This window comes from Hoeflea sp. EC-HK425, from assembly GCF_902498795.1.
GTDB lineage: Bacteria > Pseudomonadota > Alphaproteobacteria > Rhizobiales > Rhizobiaceae > Hoeflea > Hoeflea alexandrii.
Genome location: NZ_LR701572.1, coordinates 1338489 through 1357303, shown reverse-complemented (window position 1 = coordinate 1357303; position 18815 = coordinate 1338489). Strand labels below are relative to the sequence as shown.

Here is an 18815-nt window from a genome sequence, read left to right as displayed (position 1 = left end):
CAAGCGCTAGGGTGAAGAGATAGTCCAGACCACAAACGCCCGCCGGGCGGCGGTGAAAACCGTAGCTGGTAAGAAAATCCCTCGGCCTATGGCTATGCGGGTTCGAGTCCCGCCGTCCGCACCATGTTAATATGTTTGGTTAAGTCTATCCATATTTTCTGTTGCCCGAAACAAACGGCATCTTATTAAAAAATTTACAGTCGATTAGAAAGGCCGTAGCATCATTTGATGCAAATTTTGGGTGAGTATTGGGCTCATCTATTTTAGCGCCAGCAAAAAGATTGACAGATACATGCGTATATTCTCACTCCAAATCGAAGGTTTCCGCGGCATTAGAGAAGGCACAGTTATCTTCAACGATTTCACTGTTCTTATTGGCCCTAACAATTCTGGAAAGACAACTATCATAGAGGCTCTCGCCCTGCTGTTTGGACGAGACCGCCTTGTTCGCGCGCTAACAGAGCATGATTTCTACGGTTCGAACCCTGAGGCCGCTGACCGCATCAAGATCGTCGCGACCATTTCCGGCTTCCTGCACAATGATCCCTCTCGGCATGGTGAATGGTTCCGTGCTGGTCGGGCTGTGCCGAAGTGGTTAGACCCAACTACAGGAGATTTATCTCCGGAGAAACAGAATGAGACTGACCTTCTCGCGTGTCAAATCGCATTTTGTGCTCGTTTCGACTACACTTCGCTCGAAACAGAGAGCATTCGTTACTTTCTTGATGATGAAGCACAAGTCGACCCATTCGCTGACGATGCCGGTACAATCCAAGTTCCGACTAACCTCATCAGAGAACTTGGCTTTTTTCTCGTCCCGGCTAGTCGCACTTGGGATCGAATGATTTCTTTCGGTTCCGAGCTCTTCAGGCGCGCAGTAACCTATGTCGGCGGTCAGCCTGCTGAAGCAGTTCTGGCCGAGCGGGATCGGCTGCGAAAGCCTGAACATCCCTTGGAAACCGACACAAGGCTGAAACCCTTGGTAGATGAGGTAAACAAGGATATACTTAGCCTGTTTGGTCGGCAAACGGAACTTCGGCTTAGACTGACTTCCACTGACAGTGAAGGCGTCTTGGAAGCTGTCATTCCCCATTTTTCCGAGGGTGAGCAGATACCGTTACCATCTCGCCGTCATGGAAGCGGTCTAATATCGCTGCAAACGCTCATCCTGCTGATGCGATTTGGGGCTCTTCGAAAAGCAAACGGAGAGAACTTTCTAATGGCTATTGAAGAACCGGAGCTTCATATCTCCCCGCCGCAACAGCGCAAACTGCTACACATCATTCAGAAACACGCATCGCAGACAATTATCACCACCCACTCTCCAACTGTTGCAGCTATTCCCAGCCCGCATCAACTGGTCCTCTTAGTCAACGAACAGGGCTCACTAAGAGCATCGCCCCTACTAAAATCCCCATTAGGGGGCGACGCGTCGAGTCCCAGGCGGGGCCTATTTCTTTCAGATCGGGACGCGACCGTAACAGCAATTATGAATCCTGCGGTCATCATCCCGGAAGGAAAGACAGACGCTGGTTGGCTACGCCTTTTGTCACGCGTCGCAGATCTTACGTCCACCGAAGAGGATCCAAGCAACTTCACTCACGAAGTCGGAGTTATTCCGACAAAAGACGCGCGAATCGGTGATGTCTTCGACGATCTGCGGGAAGTTCACCCTAAACTGACTTGTCTCGTGGATGGAGACAGGCAGGGCCACGAATATGTGGCAGCGCTTGCCGCCAAGGCAAGTCCGCCAGAACGCCTTATTATCTGGCCCAACAATTGGACGATTGAAAATGTAATAACGTGGGTTCTCTCTGCAGATGCAGGCATTCTTCAAGATGCTGAGCTGGTCGCGTATGGTATTCCGCCCAACCTGGCAAATGTGCCCCGTTTTCTTGTCGAGAAGAAAGCCGATGAAGTGTTTCACGGTCTAATTGCTGATGCAATTTCCCAAAAGCCTAGATGTTGCGCGAGGGTTGCCCATTTGTTGGATGTTGTCGGGTCAATTGCGATGGGAAGGCCCGGGCCCGCAAACGGCGCAAATTCAGTAATGAATGCAAATGGTATAACCACAATTTGGACTTTCAACGATGCCGTTTCGGGGATTTGAAGGACCGGCTGGAACTGGCAAGACGCACCGGCTGATAGAAGAAGTCGGGCAGCACCTAATTGAAACCTCGCTAGATCCACATCAGCGTGTACTGGCACTGACCTTTATGCATGGATCACGCAAGCGTTTGGATACACGTTTCGGCGCTACGCCTGCTCTTCGAGGTAAAGCAGTTTGCATGACAATAGATAGTTTTGCGCAATCTGTATTGCAAAGATGGTCTACATTATCACGAGCAAAAGCAATAGCGCCGGATGGCTTCGATCAAGTGTGCGATTCCTGTGGGCAACTACTTGAGGATCCTACCGTGGCTAACTGGGTAGCACGCACCTTCCCAGTGGTCGTAGTTGATGAAGCACAAGAGTTAAAGCCTGTGCGGCTCCGTATCTTAAGAGCGCTTGCACCTCATGTTTCACTCTATGTTGCGGCAGACGAATTCCAGTGTTTGGATGAGGGCGTAGATACAGAACCTTTCCGTGACTGGTTTAACAGCGGTCGAGTAGAGACTTTGAACATTGTTCATCGAACTAACCAGCGGGGGCTTCTTGATGCTGGACTTGCGTTGCGATCACTTTGCGCTCCTGTTCAGGGGCCTGGACTCCGTATCAGGTATGAATTCAAGAACGTAATGCCTTTCGCCATTGCCTCTACTTTATATCGTGCGCGTGGCAGTAGTGCACTAATCTATGGGCCTGCTGGGCGCGCCTGGGCGGACGAGATTATCGCTAGAGCTGCTAAAGGAATGCGGTCAGCCGGTTACGGTGAAATACCGGCAATGACGCTTATTCACGAGGATAGAAACCAAGAAGAAAAAGAGGCAGTCTTGGGCCTATTTCAAGGACCAGAAGCCATTGAGACTGCTGCAATCTTAAGAGCGCTGAACGGCCTAGAATCACCACCACCATGGATTGAAAGTGTTCGATCAACAGTTATCCGAACAGAACAGACACAAGGTTTAACTGATTGGCAGCCAGCCGACCTCGCCCAGCTAGTCGAACGGAAAGCTGCTCAACATCGTGCCTACGGATATCATCGGACCAATGGAATCTCTGTAATGTCGATTCATCAAGCTAAGAACCGTCAGTTTGACAATGTCGTCCTTCTATGGCCCCCAGGAGTACCAGGAAGCGACGAACAGAAGTGTCGGCTTTTGTATAACGGCATAACGAGAGCTGCGCGCAACTGTTCTGTATTCGTCCGCGTCGAAAGAAACTTGAGGGAGCCACCCTTTGGTTTCTAGCCGTCGAAATGCGAATTTCGGATTTCGGACGATCTAAGACCGATGAGCGTTCCGCCGAGCATGCTCCACAATCTCACGCTTTGACTTCGCCTTGCGCTTCACGTTGATCGCGGCGGCGCTGATGCTCGTGGCGATGTGTGATGCGTAATATTTCTCGATCATCTCCACGCTGGTGCGGCAGTTCTTGGCGATCTGATAGATGTCCGCGCCCTCCATCAGACGAAGGCAGATATAGGTGTGCCGCAGGCTGTAAGCCGTGCGGCGGTTGCCCTCCCGGTCGAACTTCAAACTCTCCTCGTCGAGGATGTTGTTGAACATGATCACATGACTACCCGGAAAAACCAGATCATCCGGTTTGGGCAGATTGCGCTTGAGCAGGCGCTCGAACGGGTAGACGGCGTTCGCCGTGCTTTTGCAGTAGCCCACACCCCGTTTGCCGCGCACCTGGATGAGGAGGATGGTTTCATCCGTTTCCTCATCCAGTACGATTTCCACGTCCCGGTATTGCAGCCGGTTGGCTTCATCGGGCCGCAGGCCGGTATTGGCCATGAAGAGGACGTAGTCGTGCAGCTGTTCAGCATGCCAGCCGAAACGTCCGCCTCTATGCTTTTCCGCCCGGTTCCGGGTGGCCATATAGAGCTGCTTGTATTCGCTGGCTGAAAACCACGCCCGGTGTGAGATCTTCTCGGCGTGACGATACGGCATCGACAGATCCGGCAGATGGGTCAGCCAGCCATGCCGGATGGCGGTCTTGAGTACCTGCCGCAAGACGACAATTTCCTGGTGGATGGTGTTTTTGGCCGGCGGTTTCCCCGGCAGCGCGGTCTGGTGCCGCATGACGCGGTATTCCTGGACCTGACTTGTTGTGACATCAGACAGACCCAAAGAGCCAAAGAAGGGGATCAGGTAAAGCCTGAGCCGTCGCTCGTTGCCCGCCACATAGGTGCGGTTGCGGGTGCCGCCGGTGACGACGTCATATTCCGCGAGGTACTTTTTTGCCGCGTCGGCAAAGGTTTTCTCGTGTTTGAGGCTGCCGCCCTTTTCCTTGGCCTTCATCCGGAAGTACCAGTCCTCGGCAAACTCCTTGGCCATGGCCAGGCTGGTTTCGCCGCTGCTGACCCGCCAGTTACGGCCATTCAGGCGCGTTGAACATTGCCATTTGCGGCTGTTTTCGCGTCGGTAGACCCGAACTTCCCCTCCCAAAACAGCATGACTTTCCATCGTTTGACTCTCACCCTCTCTCATTGGTGAAAACCATACTATACTGTGTACAGACTGTGTACGCAAAAATCGACTGAAAATGATGGTGAAAAGTAGGCTAAGTTGTTGATTTTATGGTGCCCGGGGTCGGACTCGAACCGACACTGGAAGGATTTTAAGTCCCTTGCGTCTACCAGTTTCGCCACGTCCGCACGTGATCTAGTCGGTAGCCGACGATCAGCGAGCAGGCAAGGCTTGCAACCCAGTTTGGGCAAAAAACGACAAGTGCCCCGCTGTCACTGACAGCGGGGCACACGCCATCCGGCCTGCGATGGCCCGGGGTCTCGGCCAGTCTGTTCAGGCGACCAGCTTGGCAGCGATCTCGGCGACCCGCTTGCCCTGGAATTCGGCGCCTTCAAGTTCCTGCTCGGAAGGCATCCGCGAACCGTCGGTGTTCGACGTGGTGGTCATGCCGTAGGGCGAGCCGCCGCGCACGACGTCGTTGCCCGACTGGCCCTGGTAGGCGTAGGACAGCGGCACGATGATCATGCCATGGTGCTGCAGTGAAGCCTGCGTGGTCAGGATCGCAAGTTCCGCGCCACCATGCTGGGTGGCGGTCGACGACATCACCGAAGCGACCTTGTTGATCAGTTTGCCTTCTGCCCAGAGCGGCCCCGTCTGGTCGACGAAGTTCTTCATCTGCGCCGACATCATGCCGTAGCGGGTCGAAACACCGAAGATGATCGCGTCGTAGTTGGCAAGCTCCAGCGGGTCGGCGATTTCCGCGTCCTGATCGAGCTTGTAGTGAGCCGCCTTGGCAACGTCTTCGGGCACCAGTTCGGGCACGCGCTTGATTGTCACATCGGCGCCGGCGGAAGCCGCGCCCTTGGCGGCTGCCTGCGCCATCGTCTCCATGTGGCCCCAGCTCGAATAGTAAAGCACCAGTACCTTCGCCATTTTCATCTCCTTGTCCGTGGTTGCCGCCCGCGGCGGTTCATGCAGACAAGTAAGCGATCTGCTGTTCACATAAACCTCCCGATCACAGCACAGATTGTTCACAATCCAACCCAAGCGACACGGCGATGCTCTCTTGCGCCGGCGCCGGAAACAGGTCTATTCAAACGCGTTTGGCTGAGGAGCAAAATCATGAGCGACACCCGTTCCGTCACCGCAGCAGCGCTCGCCATCGGCGACGAATTGCTGTCCGGCCGTACCCGGGACAAGAACATCGGCCACCTGGCCGAATTGCTCACCGCCGCCGGTATAGAGCTGCAGGAAGTCCGCATCGTGCCCGATGAGCGGGACCGGATTGTCGAGGCCCTCAACGCCCTGAGAAGCCGTTATGATTACGTTTTCACCTCAGGCGGCATCGGCCCCACCCATGACGACATCACCGCCGACGCCGTGGCCGCAGCCTTCGGCGTCGAATGCACCCATGATGCGGCTGCGCTCGCCCTGCTCGGCGCGCATTACGCCGAGCGTGGACTGGAGTTCACCGAAGCACGGCGCCGCATGGCGCGGATGCCGGTGGGAGCCAAGCATATCGACAATCCCGTCAGCCGCGCGCCTGGCTTCGTCATCGGCAACGTGCACGTAATGGCCGGCGTACCCTCCGTCTTCCAGGCCATGCTCGACAATGTCCTGCCGACCTTGAACACCGGCGTGAAGATTCTCTCCGACAAGGTCAGCTGCCCTTATGGAGAAGGCGATATCGGTGACCCGTTGAGCGCCATTGCCAAGGCTCATCCAGACGTCAATATCGGCTCCTACCCGCGTTTTTCCGGCGACAGCTTTTCAACCGAAATTGTCATTCGCGGCCGCGATTCGGTTGCCATCCGTGCCGCCAGGCGGGATGTCGAGGCCATGTTGAGCGAAATCACCTCGAAATTGACCAAAAAGGACGTTTGATAAGGATCAATGCGGCAACCTCCCGCGCGACGCATGGTGGCCGGACAGACACCTGCCATTGTGCCTCGACAAAGGAGATCAACCCATGGCCTACCATACGATTCTTGCCGTCTACTCATCCCAGGCCGACGTGGCACCCCTGACCTCCGCCATCGCCGATTTTGCCGCCGGCAGGGATCTGCACCTGATTGGCTGCCATGGAGAGCCGTCGCAGTTTGTTGTCCTTTCTGCCCCCATCGACGTTCCGGATGCAGCGACCATCGCCGCGCTCTATGAGCAGGCCGACCAGCGCATGCGAGATCTCGGTGCCGCTTTCGAGAAAGCCTGTGAAACCGCTGGTCTTTCGCACGAATGGCGGCCGGTCCGTTCCCCCGGAGGCGACAGCGCGGTTTCCGCACTTGTCAGCGCCCGCTCGGCCGATCTGGTGGTTGTCCGTCAGCCCGACCGGGCCGCAGACGAGGACATGGCCACAAATGTCGAGGCGCTGCTGTTCGAAGGCGGCCGCCCGGTCCTGTTCCTGCCGCCCAACGGCAAGCTTGCCTCGCCGATCCGCCGGGTGCTCATCGCCTGGGACGGCTCACGCGAGGCCGCCCGCGCCACCCATGACGCACTGCCGCTGCTCAAGGCCGCCGAAGCGGTCGAGGTGGTCATTGTCGATCCCGACAAGCTGCCTGACATCGACGCGCCGCTGGCGGGCACCGACATCGCCAGCTGCCTGTCGCGCCACCACATCCACGTCAATGTCACGACCGTGTCCAAGGGATCGGGCTCGACTGCCGAGGCGATTTCGGCCCAGGTTGCCGCCAGCAACGCCGATCTTGTGGTCATGGGCGCCTACACCCACCAGCGGCTGAGGGAATGGCTGTTTGGCGGCGTTACCCGGGCATTCCTGGAAAGCTCTCCGGTACCGGTGCTGATGTCTCGCTGACCTGCTGCAGGCACCGCGCGGCTCACAAGGGGCGCGCGGTCCGTCATCCGAGCATCATCCAGAATCCGACACCGGCCAGTATGGCGGCAAAGACCAGGTTGAGCCGGCGCGCATGGGCTTCGCTTCGAAACAGCCGGCCCAATCCGTCCCCGGCCACTGTCCACAGCAGGAATGCCAACAGATTGTTGAGCGTGAACACAAGCGATATCACGCCAACCCGCGCGAGCAGGTCGGCGGGTCCCATCGCACCGAACTGCGAGTACATCAACAAGATGATGACATAGGCCTTGGGGTTGAGCAGAAGCAGCCAGACGCCATCAAGAAACCCGGCCTTGCCGCTCTCCATGCCCGCGCCGGTGCTGCCTGATGTCGCCAACTTCCAGGCCAGCCACATCACGTAGACCGATCCGGCCAGCTTCAACCCCACAAACAGGGATGTGCCGGGATGCACCGCCGACACAAGTCCCAGGCCCAGCAGGCCGGTGACCACCAGCGTGGCGATATGATAACCGGCATTGGCCGGCAAGGTAGCCACGGTCCCGAAACGCGCGCCAAGCGCGGCAAAGAACATGTTGCCGGGCCCCGGGCTGTAAGCCAGCGGAAACAGGAAGGCCATAAGAGCAATGACAAACAGCATGATCAATCATCCCCGTTTTGCAATGAGACGTGATGATTGCGCACGGGTGACGCGGCCGCCACCCGATTCCAGCCACAGCTTTTGGGGATAGCCGCAGCTCTGCGGCTTGCGCTTGATACCGGATTCCGGCTATTTGCCGCGTTTAATCATGTTGGAACGCAGCCATCGCGGTTGCCAGCTCTCGCAAGGAAGCAAACCATGTCCCTTCCAGACAAAGCATTTCCGGTCTCATGGGACCAGTTTCACCGCGACGCACGCGCGCTCGCATGGCGTCTGAGCGGCACCGGGCAGGAATGGACGGCGATTGTCTGCATCACCCGCGGCGGCCTGGTTCCGGCCGCAATCATTTCGCGGGAACTCGATATCCGCCGCATTGATACGGTGTCCGTCGCCTCCTACCATGATTACATCAGCCAGGGCGAAATGAAGGTGCTCAAGGAGATCAACTCCGACATCCTCGAAACCGAGGGCGAAGGCGTTCTCATAGTCGATGACCTCACCGACACCGGCAAAACGGCGGCGATCGTCCGTGCCATGCTGCCGAAAGCCCATTTTGCCACGGTCTACGCCAAGCCCAAGGGCCGGCCGCTGGTGGATACTTTCGTGACCGAGGTCAGCCAGGACACCTGGATCTACTTCCCCTGGGACATGGGTTTTGCCTATGTCGAACCGATTGCCAAGGATTCCCGCGGTTAAATCGCGCAATGCCTCACTCGAAGAAGCTGTGGCCGCCAGTGACCTGGCGGCCTTTTTGTTTTCGCGCTGACGTTAACCGTCTCTTATATAGATCTGTAGCAATGTGGGGCACTAGGACACCATCCCCGGCTGGAATGATATCAGCTTGTCAAAGCCTGTGACAGGCATGTACCGCGGCCCACCGGCGTATCATTCACCACCATGCAGCATGCCACACCAGCTTCCAGCAAAACGCTCAGTCAGTACCGTATCGTCGGCATCAATCTTGCCGTGATCCTGTTCGTGCTGTCCGCAGCCGCCATTGTTCCACGCAACGGGCAGGCCCTGGTGATTGTCGCGCCATGGAGTGATCCGGGACGCGTCATCGACGTCATCGGGCGGGCCGGCGGATCTGTGATGAACGGCACCGGCGCGCCCTATGCGGCTATCGCCTATTCCGACGACCCGGGCTTCACCCTTCGCTTGTTCAAATCCGGCGCAATGCTGGTTCTCGACGGCAGTCTCGCTTTCTTTTGCAGGAGTACATCTTCGCTATGAATTACATGAATTCGCTCCGTACCCGGGCAGCCATCGCCATCGTATCGCTGCTGTGGATCAATCTCGGCATGATGGTGCTCCGTTACCTTTGGGGCATGGAAGCAGATCCCGTTGTCGTTCTGGGTGGCGGCGCCGCCATCGCAGGTGTTGCAACGCTTACCTGGTGGCGCGACCGGACCGGCACCGCGACGCAGATATCGACTGCGCTGGCACATGCAGCAAGCGTGGCGCTGCTTGTCTACGCCTTCTCCGGCTCGCCGCTGCAGATCGACATGCACATGTACTTCTTCGCCAGCCTTGCGATCTGTGCGTCATGGGTGAACTGGCAGCCGATTCTGGCTTTTGCCGGCCTGACCGCCGTCCACCATCTTGCACTGTTCTTCCTGATCCCGGCTGCAGTCTTCCCCGGCGAAACGGATTTCAGCCGCGTGGTTCTGCATGCGGTCATCCTGATCCTCGAAGCCGGCGCCCTTGTGGCCCTTGGCCATTCGCTTGCCACCGCCTTCGCCCAGAATGACGAAGCGATGCGTGAAACCGAAGCCGCCAACAAACAGGCCGGCGAAATGTCACGCAAGGCCGAGGCGGCGCAGCAGCAGAACCTTGAGGATGCACGCAGCCGCGAAGCCGAACGCGCAGCCGACACCGAACGCCTTCAGTTCGCCATGCAGTCGCTCGGCCGCGGCCTGCGCCAGCTGGCGCAAGGCGACCTTCGCATTCGCCTGACCGACCGCTTCGACGAGACGCTGGAAGTTCTCAGGAGCGACTTCAACTCCTCCATGGAATCTCTTGAGCAACTGGTTGCGGAATTGAGCCGCTCTGCCCGCCAGATGAGCGAAGGATCGAATGACGTGTGTTCCGACGCGGAGCGCATCTCGCAGCGCACCGAGCAGCAGGCTGTCTCGCTTGAAGAAACCGCCGCAGCCATCGGCCGCATCACCGAAAACGTCCAGACCGCATCAAAGCGGGCCGGTGAAGCCGGTCGCCTGGTCGACGAGGCAACCAAGAATGCCTCCGTCTCCGAGCAGATCGTCTCCAAGGCCGTCAGCGCCATGACCGAGATCGAGGGCTCGTCCCGCCAGATCGGCCAGATCATCACTGTGATCGACGAAATCGCCTTCCAGACAAACTTGCTGGCGCTCAATGCCGGCGTTGAAGCAGCCCGCGCAGGTGAGGCCGGCAAGGGATTTGCCGTGGTTGCCCAGGAAGTTCGCGAACTGGCCCAACGCTCGGCTGGCGCCGCCAAGGAGATCAACGCGCTGATCGAAACCTCCTCGACGCAGGTCAGCAGCGGCGTGACCCTGGTCAACCAGACCGGCGAGGCGCTTCGTTCGATCGGCGAGCAGGTCAAGCACATCAACGACTACATCGCCAAGATTGTCGATACGGCGCGGGAACAGGCGGCCGACATCTCCGAGATCAACTCGGCCGTGGTCAACATGGACCAGACCACCCAGCAGAACACCGCACTGGTGTCCGACACCACCAAGTCGATCCGCGGCCTGGCAACCGATGCCGACGGTCTGGTCGCCAAACTTGCGGTGTTCAGCGTCAACGAGACCAGCACGTCTCGGCCGAGCGCGCCTGCGGCGAGGCCAAAGACGGCTGCGGCGGCTCCCGCGCCCAAGCCCGTGCGGCGCGCGGCCAGCGGCGGTGGCGCAGCAGCTGCGGCCGCAGAACAGTGGGACGAGTTCTGATACCGCATGCCTCCTCTCCCCGTCCCGCCGGACAAGAAACTTGGCCAGACGGATTGAGACACTATATCAGGGACACGGCCAGCGCCGTGTCCCTTTTGCGTTCGCTTGCCATGCATCCGCCAATAGCCCTTTCAGAACACGGCGATGATGCCATGACACAACAGCATGAAAGCCCGCACAGGCCGAAAGAATGGTCGGCCAGGGTCCGATTGTAGCAAAACGGTCAAGATTCCATGCGAAGACCAATCAAGGAGATGATTCGTTCCCATGACTGCATTTGACAGGCTCAAACACCTGCTGGACCTGTTCAGGCTTCCGGACGATGAACCGAATGGTCTCAAGCGCAAGACCAGGCGGCAATCGGCAGCGGCGGTTTTCCGCGGCTCGGGCGAAGCGCGGGAACTTCTCCTGGTCACCAGCCGTGACACCGGACGCTGGATCCTACCAAAGGGCTGGATCGAGGAAGACGAGGACGGTGGGCAGGCCGCACTGCGGGAAACATGGGAAGAAGCCGGGCTCATCGGCGAGGTGATGCCAGGCGGCCCGGTCGGTCACTACCGCTATGTCAAGCAGCGCACCCGGCGCGGCGATGCCCTGTGCGACGTCGATGTCTACCTCCTCCGGCTTGTCGAGGAAAAGGAACAATGGCCCGAAAAGGGCCAGCGCCGGCGCAAGTGGTTCCCCGTCGCCACCGCCATCGGCCTCATCGGGGAGGACGGATTGAAGGACGTCATCCGCGACGCCTTCCAGCTTTTGCGTGCGGCCTGATTCGCGCCTCGGGATCAGTAATCCAAGCGGCTGCAGTCGCGATGACTGCGAACAGCTGACTAGATCCCTGCCGATCACGGCGAGGCATCCCGACACTGACTGTGCGTTACTTGACCTTCCCGCAGTCTTGAGTGTGCAGTTCAAGGTTCTCCTAAAGCTTTGATTGTTCGGGCATCCTGCCTGAACTGAGTCGGCCCTGAACAGTCGCCGCACCCCGGCAGGCGTTTCCATCATCTTTCTTGGAGCAATGGGCGACAGGCGCATTTGCGGCCCTGTCCTCGTTTTCCACAATCGCAGTCCACTAGATATGGTGTGCAAGAATCTGGCACAGACAACCCCTTGACGCATTCATACGAGTCGCTGCTTATAGGAAACACGTTGCGGCGGCGGCGCGGCTGGAATGTTTAGAGCCCAGTCAAATCCCGACATTTTCGGTTCAGAGCATCTTTCCCCGTGAGTTTTGCGGTGGTTTGAGGGGCACGCTTTGATGTGCGGAATTGACGGCGATCTGCCATGATGGGGACTGGCATAAATGAGTTGTTAACACTATATTTAGTGTTTACAGCCAACCTACCCACAAGATAGAGCGTTCCCCTGAGCGGGAACACATTGAGTGACCGAGTTGAGCAACTGGCTGTACAATGACTGTGCGGCCTGCGGGGAAGATATTGTCGCGACGCAAGAATGCGTTCGGCTACGAATTTAAAAAAGAGGACGACAATGCGCATTGAACGCCGGTTCACCAAAGAGGGCCAATCTGCCTACGCGGACATCGAATTCCGCAAGGCGACAAGCGAGATCAGGAACCCGGACGGCTCGATCGTCTTCCGCCTCGCCGACATTGATGTCCCGGTACAGTTCAGCCAGGTCGCAGCCGACATCCTGGCGCAGAAATATTTCCGCAAGGCAGGTGTGCCTGCGCGCCTGAAGAAGGTCGAGGAAAACTCGGTGCCGTCATGGCTGTGGCGCTCGGTCGCCGATGAAGAGGCTCTCGCGGAGCTTCCCGAGGACGAACGCTACGGCTCGGAAACCGATGCCCGCCAGGTCTTCGACCGGCTCGCCGGCACCTGGACCTACTGGGGGTGGAAGGGCGGCTACTTCACCTCTGAAGAAGACGCTCGCGCCTTCATGGACGAGCAGGCCTACATGCTGGCCACCCAGCGCGTCGCACCGAACTCCCCGCAATGGTTCAACACCGGCCTGCACTGGGCCTACGGCATCGACGGTCCCGGCCAGGGCCACTTCTATGTCGACCCCTTCACCGGCAAGCTGACCAAGTCGAAATCCTCCTACGAGCACCCGCAGCCGCATGCCTGCTTCATCCAGTCGGTCGAGGACGATCTCGTCAACGAGAACGGCATCATGGACCTGTGGGTGCGTGAAGCCCGCCTGTTCAAATACGGCTCCGGCACCGGCTCCAACTTCTCGCATCTCAGGGGCGAAGGCGAGAAGCTGTCGGGCGGCGGCAAGTCGTCGGGCCTGATGAGCTTCCTCAAGATCGGCGACCGCGCCGCCGGCGCCATCAAGTCGGGCGGCACCACCCGCCGTGCGGCCAAGATGGTCGTGGTCGACATCGATCACCCCGATATCGAGGACTACATCAACTGGAAGGTCAAGGAAGAGCAGAAGGTCGCGGCCCTTGTCACCGGCTCGAAGATCGTCGCCGGTCACCTGAAAGCCATCATGAAGGCCTGCATGAACTGCGAGGCCGACAACGACGCCTGCTTCGATCCCAAGCAGAACCCCGCGCTCAAGCGCGAGATCAAGGCTGCCAAGAAGGACCAGGTGCCGGAAAACTACGTCAAGCGCGTTATCCAGTTTGCGCGCCAGGGCTACACCGACATCGAGTTCAAGACCTACGACACCGACTGGGATTCGGAGGCCTACCTGACGGTTTCGGGCCAGAATTCCAACAACTCCGTCTCGATCAAGGACGACTTCCTGCAGGCGGTCGAAGCCGACGGCGACTGGAACCTGACCGCCCGCAAGGACGGCAAGGTGATGAAGACGCTCAAGGCCCGTGACCTGTGGGAATCGATCGGCCATGCCGCCTGGGCCTCGGCCGATCCGGGCCTGCACTACAACACCACCATGAACGACTGGCACACCTGCCCGGCGGCCGGCCCGATCCGCGCTTCCAACCCGTGCTCGGAATACATGTTCCTCGACGACACGGCCTGCAACCTTGCCTCGCTCAATCTGCTGCGCTTCAAGGACAAGGACACCAAGCGCATCAACATCGCCGATTACGAGCATGCCGTCCGGCTCTGGACCATCGTGCTTGAAGTTTCGGTGATGATGGCGCAGTTCCCCTCCCACCAGATCGCGGAACTGAGCTACAAGTACCGCACCCTGGGCCTCGGCTTCGCCAATATCGGCGGCCTGTTGATGACCACCGGCATTCCCTATGACTCCAAGGAAGGCCGCGCAATCTGCGGTGCGCTGACCGCGATCATGACCGGTGTTGCCTACGCCACCTCGGCCGAGATGGCCGGCGAGATCGGCCCCTTTGCCGGTTACAAGGAAAACAAGAAGAACATGCTGCGGGTCATCCGCAACCACCGCCGCGCTGCCCACGGCGAGGTCACCGGCTACGAGGACCTGTCGGTCAACCCGGTCGCCCTTATCCATGAGGATTGCCCCGACCCGGACCTGATCGCCCACGCAACCGCTGCCTGGGACAAGGCGCTCAAGCTCGGCGAGAAGCACGGCTACCGCAACGCCCAGGCCACCGTGATTGCGCCCACCGGCACCATCGGCCTGGTGATGGATTGCGACACCACCGGCATCGAGCCCGATTTCGCGCTGGTCAAGTTCAAGAAGCTCGCCGGCGGCGGCTACTTCAAGATCATCAACAACGCGGTCCCCGAGGCGCTCCGCACGCTCGGCTACTCCGAAGCCCAGCTGGCCGAGATCGAGGCCTACGCCGTCGGTCACGGCAACATCAACCAGGCGCCCGGCATCAACCCCGGCTCGCTCAAGGCCAAGGGCTTCACCGACACCCAGATCGAGGCCATCAACGGCGCCACCAAGGCCGCCTTCGACATCAAGTTCGTCTTCAACAAGTGGACGCTGGGCGAGGACTTCTGCAAGGACGTGCTCGGCTTCACCGACGATCAGATGAACGATTTCTCCTTCGACATGCTCTCTGCCATGGGCTTTTCGAAGAAGGACATCGAGGCCGCCAACATCCATGTCTGCGGGGCGATGACGCTGGAAAGCGCGCCGCACCTCAAGGTCGAGCACTATCCGGTGTTCGACTGCGCCAATCCCTGCGGCAAGGTCGGCAAGCGCTACCTCTCGGTGGAAAGCCACATCCGCATGATGGCGGCGGCCCAGCCGTTCATCTCGGGCGCGATCTCGAAGACCATCAACATGCCCAACGACGCCACCGTCGATGACTGCAAGAGCGCCTACATGCTCTCGTGGAAGCTGGCGCTGAAGGCCAACGCGCTCTATCGCGATGGCTCCAAGCTCTCGCAGCCGCTCAATTCCTCGCTGATCGAGGATGACGAGGACGAGGATGACGCCATCGAGGCGCTGGTGGCCCAGCCCGCCGCCGCCCAGGCCGTCACCGTCACCGAGAAGATCGTCGAGCGGGTGGTCGAGCGGCTCTACCGCGACCGCGAGAAGCTGCCGAACCGCCGCAAGGGCTACACCCAGAAAGCCGTCATCGGCGGCCACAAGGTCTATCTGCGCACCGGCGAATTCGATGACGGCCGCCTCGGCGAGATCTTCATCGACATGCACAAGGAAGGCGCTGCCTTCCGCGCGATGATGAACAACTTCGCCATTGCCATCTCGCTCGGCCTGCAATACGGCGTGCCGCTCGAGGAATATGTCGAGGCCTTCACCTTCACCAAGTTCGAGCCGGCCGGCATGGTGCAGGGCAACGACGCCATCAAGAACGCCACCTCGATCCTGGATTACATCTTCCGCGAGCTGGCCGTCTCCTACCTGTCGCGCCACGACCTTGCCCATGTCGACACGTCCGATTTCACCAACACTGCGCTCGGCAAGGGGATCTCGGAAGGCAAGGCACAGCCCTTCTCCAAGGGCCTGACCCGCGGCGCCTCGCTCAAGGTCGTCACCGGTGCCGGCACGGCGGCCAACGCCGAACCCAAGGGCCAGGCCGCACCTTCGCCCTCCTCCGGCGCTTCGGTGATCACCGCCTCGTTCTCGTCGAAGACCACCTCGACCAAGGCCTCGGGCAACCTGGCCGTCCGCGCCGAACCGGAAGCCATCGCCTCCGACGGCGCCCTCGCCTTCAAGCGCGAGTACGAGGAACGCGCCGAGGAACTGGCCGTCGAGATCGAGATGGACGAAATGTTCTCCGACGACGCAGCCCAGGACGCGGCACACGCCAAGGCCGATGCAGCGACCGAGGCCAAGAAGCTCGAAGCCGACCGCCGCCTGCGCTCGATCGCGCAGGGCTACACCGGCAACATGTGCGCCGAGTGCCAGAACTTCACCATGGTGAGGAACGGCACCTGCGAGAAGTGCGATACGTGTGGAAGCACGAGTGGTTGTTCGTAAGATCGGATTGAATTGAAGAGATCAGCCCGGGGCGAAAGCTCCGGGCTTTTTGTTTGAGGCGCGGAACAGCACCGCCTCGGCCCTATCATTGCCTCCAATCCGCCCCTCAACATCACGCATTGGATCCTCAGCTCGGAGGCAAGGATGACGACGGAGAGATGTGCAGGGCAGCAGCACAATCCCCTCACCTGCAATTTCTAGCGCTTAGCCTTCGGCTAAGACGCTGAAATTGCTTCCTCTACCACAAGGGGCGAGGATGAAGGCGGAAAGCGCGGCACCCTGCCTCTCCCTTGGTGGGAGAGGACACAAAATCGCGGTCTTAGCGCAGCTAAGTCGCAGATTTTGTTGGTGATGGGGTACGGCGGACACCGCAAAATTCCCCTCACCTGCAATTTCTAGCACTTGGCTGCGCCAAGACGCTGAAATTGCTTCCTCTCCCACAAGGGGAGAGGCGGGATCCATCATCCCTCTCCGGCATTCCTCAACTCCGCAAGGATCATCAGGCAGACGCCATCGATGTTTGTCAGCACCTCCTCATTCCAGAAACGCAGAATGCGAAAGCCGTCCGCTTAAAAGGCGGCGTCACGGCGGCGATCATGCGTGCTGTCCGCATGTTGCCATCCGTCAACCTCGACGATCAGCTTCGCATCGAAACAGACGAAATCGAGGATGTAGCCCTTGAGCGGCGCCTGCCGGCGGAACTTGAAGCCTTCGAGCTGGCGTCCGCGCAAGGCATCCCAAAGCTTCGCCTCCGGACGCGTCGGGTCAAAACGCATCCGCTTGGCACGCTGGCGATGTAGAACTGGCGGCGGGTGGCGCATGGGTTTTCTTCTACCCATGCGAGAATAGCACTGATCCCCTCACCTGGAAAATCTACGACTTGGCTGAAGCCAAGGCCGTGATTTTCCTTCCTCTCTCACAAGGGGCGAGGAGGAAGACGGAATGCGCGGCACCCCACCTCTCCCTTGGTGGGAGAGGATAAAAAATCGCGGTCTTAACGTGAGCCAAGTCGCAGATTTTGTTGGTGAGGGGGTAAAGTCTCTCGGCTAACCTCAGCGACGCGCCTTGCGGGCGGCGTAGCGCTGGTCGCGCTTTTCCTTCATCGCCGCCATGTCGGCGACGGCGCGTTCGGCGCGGGCGGCCTCTTCCGCCTCGCGGGCAATGGCTTCGGCATGTTCGGCTTCATAGGCGGCAGCGGCGTCGGCAGCATCCTGCGCGGCCTTGCGCTCCTGCTCTTCAAGCTTTGCCCGCGCGCGTTCGGCCTGGCGCTCTTCGCGCGCCTTGGCCACCGCGGCGCGTTCGGCGCGCTTGGCAATGACTTCGGGATCATCCGCCTTTGGCGCCGCCTTCATTTTCTCCAGAAGCTTCTTCTTGGCTTCCATGGCATCCTGACGGCGGTCGGTGAAGGCAGTGCGTAGTGAGTTTTTCAAACGAAATTCATCCTGGGTTGAGATCAATGCCGGGTAGGCAAGCCGCCGGATGCGGCGATCAGCCCCGTGTTTGAACGCTGCCGAGGCTTTGCACAACCCCATCTGCCCCGATTGGCCCGGACTTTTTGACACAACAGAGCCCTTCGGCGGACAAACCTCACCCGATTGCCCGGTTTTCACCAATAGACAAGCCACAGCAGCGCCGGACCCATTGGATTGCAGGTGGCTGGTCTTGCGGGCAGTCGGTCTTGACGAGCAACACCCGGCGGGTCAGACAATTGGCACCGAGGCTGCGACCAGACCCTGGCCGGCATCAGTGCCACAGACAACAGCAAGGATCCCCGAATGTCGCTCACCTACGCCATTGGCGATGTCCACGGCCGGCGCGACCTGCTGCAGGCCCTGCTCGAAGCCATCCGCACGGATGCGGGCGATCGCCAGTTTCGCATCATCTTCCTGGGCGACCTCATCGATCGCGGCCCGGAAAGCCGGCAATGCCTCGATCTGGCAATTGCCACGCTCGAGGCGCATCCCGGTTCGCGGCTGATCCTCGGCAATCACGAGGAATTTCTGCTCAGCTTCCTCAATGCCGCCCACGACCGAGAAACGATAATGCACCGCTGGCTGATGAATGGGGGCGACGAGACCCTGCGCTCCTACGGGTTTGAGAACATCGACGACGTGGACGGCGCCGTCCGACAACTGGCCATCGCTCATCCCGGCCATGTCGCAGCCCTGCGTGCGGCGGACTGGATGGTGGAAACCGACTGCCACGTCTTCGTCCACGGCGGCATAGACCCCAATCTTGCCCTTGCCGATCAGGATCCGGTGACCACCCGCTGGATCCGCGAGAAATTCCTTGGTTTCACCGGGCCGCTCCCCAAGACCGTTGTCCACGGCCACACCGTCACCGCCTCCGCGCTTCCCGAACTCCACGCCAACCGCATCGCCATCGACACCGGCGCGGTCAACACCGGCCATCTCACCTGTGCCGCGTTCGACGCGGATGCGCCGCCACGGTTTCTCGCCACCGACGATCATGGCCGAAACATCGAAGTCGGCGAGGTCCGACCGCTCGACTGCCGCTGAGAGCAAATTCCTCGCCGGCGCGGATGCGACATCAGGCGAAAA

The 18815-nt window shown here is 59.5% G+C and carries 14 protein-coding genes and 1 pseudogene; 10 read left to right on the top strand and 5 right to left on the bottom strand.

All coding sequences use genetic code 11. The features are described from left to right. Nucleotides 1–292: 292 nt before the first annotated feature. Together SPHINGO391_RS09170 and SPHINGO391_RS09165 are read left to right on the top strand one after the other, a co-directional pair. Nucleotides 293–2110 (top strand): AAA family ATPase, encoded by a 1818-nt coding sequence (locus SPHINGO391_RS09170; RefSeq protein WP_152008548.1) that lies wholly within the window; start codon nucleotides 293–295, stop codon nucleotides 2108–2110. After that, nucleotides 2091–3350 carry an ATP-dependent helicase gene (locus SPHINGO391_RS09165; protein ID WP_152008547.1) on the top strand — a complete coding sequence of 420 codons (1260 nt, stop codon included), beginning with the start codon at nucleotides 2091–2093 and terminating at the stop codon, nucleotides 3348–3350. The genes SPHINGO391_RS09170 and SPHINGO391_RS09165 overlap by 20 nt, the downstream gene beginning before the upstream one ends. 33 nt (nucleotides 3351–3383) lie before the next feature. On the opposite strand, the gene SPHINGO391_RS09160 is transcribed toward SPHINGO391_RS09165, so the two are convergent. Both SPHINGO391_RS09160 and wrbA read right to left on the bottom strand, forming a co-directional pair. Continuing rightward, nucleotides 3384–4571: a site-specific integrase gene (locus tag SPHINGO391_RS09160; RefSeq protein ID WP_152008546.1), complete on the bottom strand. Its 1188-nt coding sequence runs from the start codon at nucleotides 4569–4571 to the stop codon at nucleotides 3384–3386. Nucleotides 4572–4907: 336 nt separating this feature from the next. Continuing rightward, entirely contained in the window at nucleotides 4908–5507 is a 600-nt protein-coding gene (gene wrbA, locus SPHINGO391_RS09155; RefSeq protein ID WP_152008545.1) for an NAD(P)H:quinone oxidoreductase, read from the bottom strand. Nucleotides 5508–5696: 189 nt separating this feature from the next. Here wrbA and SPHINGO391_RS09150 point away from each other — a divergent pair, with 189 nt between their 5' ends. Together SPHINGO391_RS09150 and SPHINGO391_RS09145 are read left to right on the top strand one after the other, a co-directional pair. Beyond that, complete coding sequence (locus SPHINGO391_RS09150) at nucleotides 5697–6458, top strand: competence/damage-inducible protein A (RefSeq protein WP_152008544.1); 762 nt, start codon at nucleotides 5697–5699, stop codon at nucleotides 6456–6458. Nucleotides 6459–6543: 85 nt separating this feature from the next. Beyond that, entirely contained in the window at nucleotides 6544–7386 is an 843-nt protein-coding gene (locus tag SPHINGO391_RS09145) for a universal stress protein (RefSeq protein WP_152008543.1), read from the top strand. A gap of 43 nt (nucleotides 7387–7429) precedes the next feature. Here SPHINGO391_RS09145 and SPHINGO391_RS09140 read toward each other — a convergent pair whose 3' ends face one another. Then, a complete protein-coding gene (locus SPHINGO391_RS09140) occupies nucleotides 7430–8023 on the bottom strand; it encodes a LysE family translocator (protein WP_152008542.1) in 594 nt (197 codons plus the stop codon). Between the two features lie 198 nt (nucleotides 8024–8221). Between SPHINGO391_RS09140 and gpt the strand changes: the two genes are divergently transcribed. From gpt to SPHINGO391_RS09115, 5 genes are all read left to right on the top strand, one after another. Continuing rightward, nucleotides 8222–8719 (top strand): xanthine phosphoribosyltransferase, encoded by a 498-nt coding sequence (gene gpt / locus SPHINGO391_RS09135; RefSeq protein WP_152008541.1) that lies wholly within the window; start codon nucleotides 8222–8224, stop codon nucleotides 8717–8719. 201 nt (nucleotides 8720–8920) lie between these two features. After that, nucleotides 8921–9256 (top strand): hypothetical protein, encoded by a 336-nt coding sequence (locus tag SPHINGO391_RS09130; RefSeq protein WP_152008540.1) that lies wholly within the window; start codon nucleotides 8921–8923, stop codon nucleotides 9254–9256. Continuing rightward, nucleotides 9253–10950 carry a methyl-accepting chemotaxis protein gene (locus tag SPHINGO391_RS09125; RefSeq protein WP_152008539.1) on the top strand — a complete coding sequence of 566 codons (1698 nt, stop codon included), beginning with the start codon at nucleotides 9253–9255 and terminating at the stop codon, nucleotides 10948–10950. The genes SPHINGO391_RS09130 and SPHINGO391_RS09125 overlap by 4 nt, the downstream gene beginning before the upstream one ends. Nucleotides 10951–11217: 267 nt before the next feature. Then, nucleotides 11218–11718 carry an NUDIX hydrolase gene (locus SPHINGO391_RS09120; protein WP_152008538.1) on the top strand — a complete coding sequence of 167 codons (501 nt, stop codon included), beginning with the start codon at nucleotides 11218–11220 and terminating at the stop codon, nucleotides 11716–11718. Between the two features lie 720 nt (nucleotides 11719–12438). Further along, nucleotides 12439–16254: a vitamin B12-dependent ribonucleotide reductase gene (locus tag SPHINGO391_RS09115; protein WP_152008537.1), complete on the top strand. Its 3816-nt coding sequence runs from the start codon at nucleotides 12439–12441 to the stop codon at nucleotides 16252–16254. Between the two features lie 461 nt (nucleotides 16255–16715). On the opposite strand, the pseudogene SPHINGO391_RS09110 reads toward SPHINGO391_RS09115, so the two are convergent. Together SPHINGO391_RS09110 and SPHINGO391_RS09105 are read right to left on the bottom strand one after the other, a co-directional pair. Further along, nucleotides 16716–17075 (bottom strand): annotated as a pseudogene (locus SPHINGO391_RS09110) (DUF559 domain-containing protein). A gap of 231 nt (nucleotides 17076–17306) precedes the next feature. Next, complete coding sequence (locus SPHINGO391_RS09105; protein WP_152011494.1) at nucleotides 17307–17636, bottom strand: DUF6481 family protein; 330 nt, start codon at nucleotides 17634–17636, stop codon at nucleotides 17307–17309. A 393-nt stretch (nucleotides 17637–18029) separates the two neighbouring features. Here SPHINGO391_RS09105 and SPHINGO391_RS09100 point away from each other — a divergent pair, with 393 nt between their 5' ends. Further along, the gene (locus SPHINGO391_RS09100) at nucleotides 18030–18773 is read left to right on the top strand and encodes a metallophosphoesterase (RefSeq protein WP_152008536.1); all 744 of its coding nucleotides are present in this window, start codon (nucleotides 18030–18032) and stop codon (nucleotides 18771–18773) included. Nucleotides 18774–18815 lie beyond the last annotated feature (42 nt).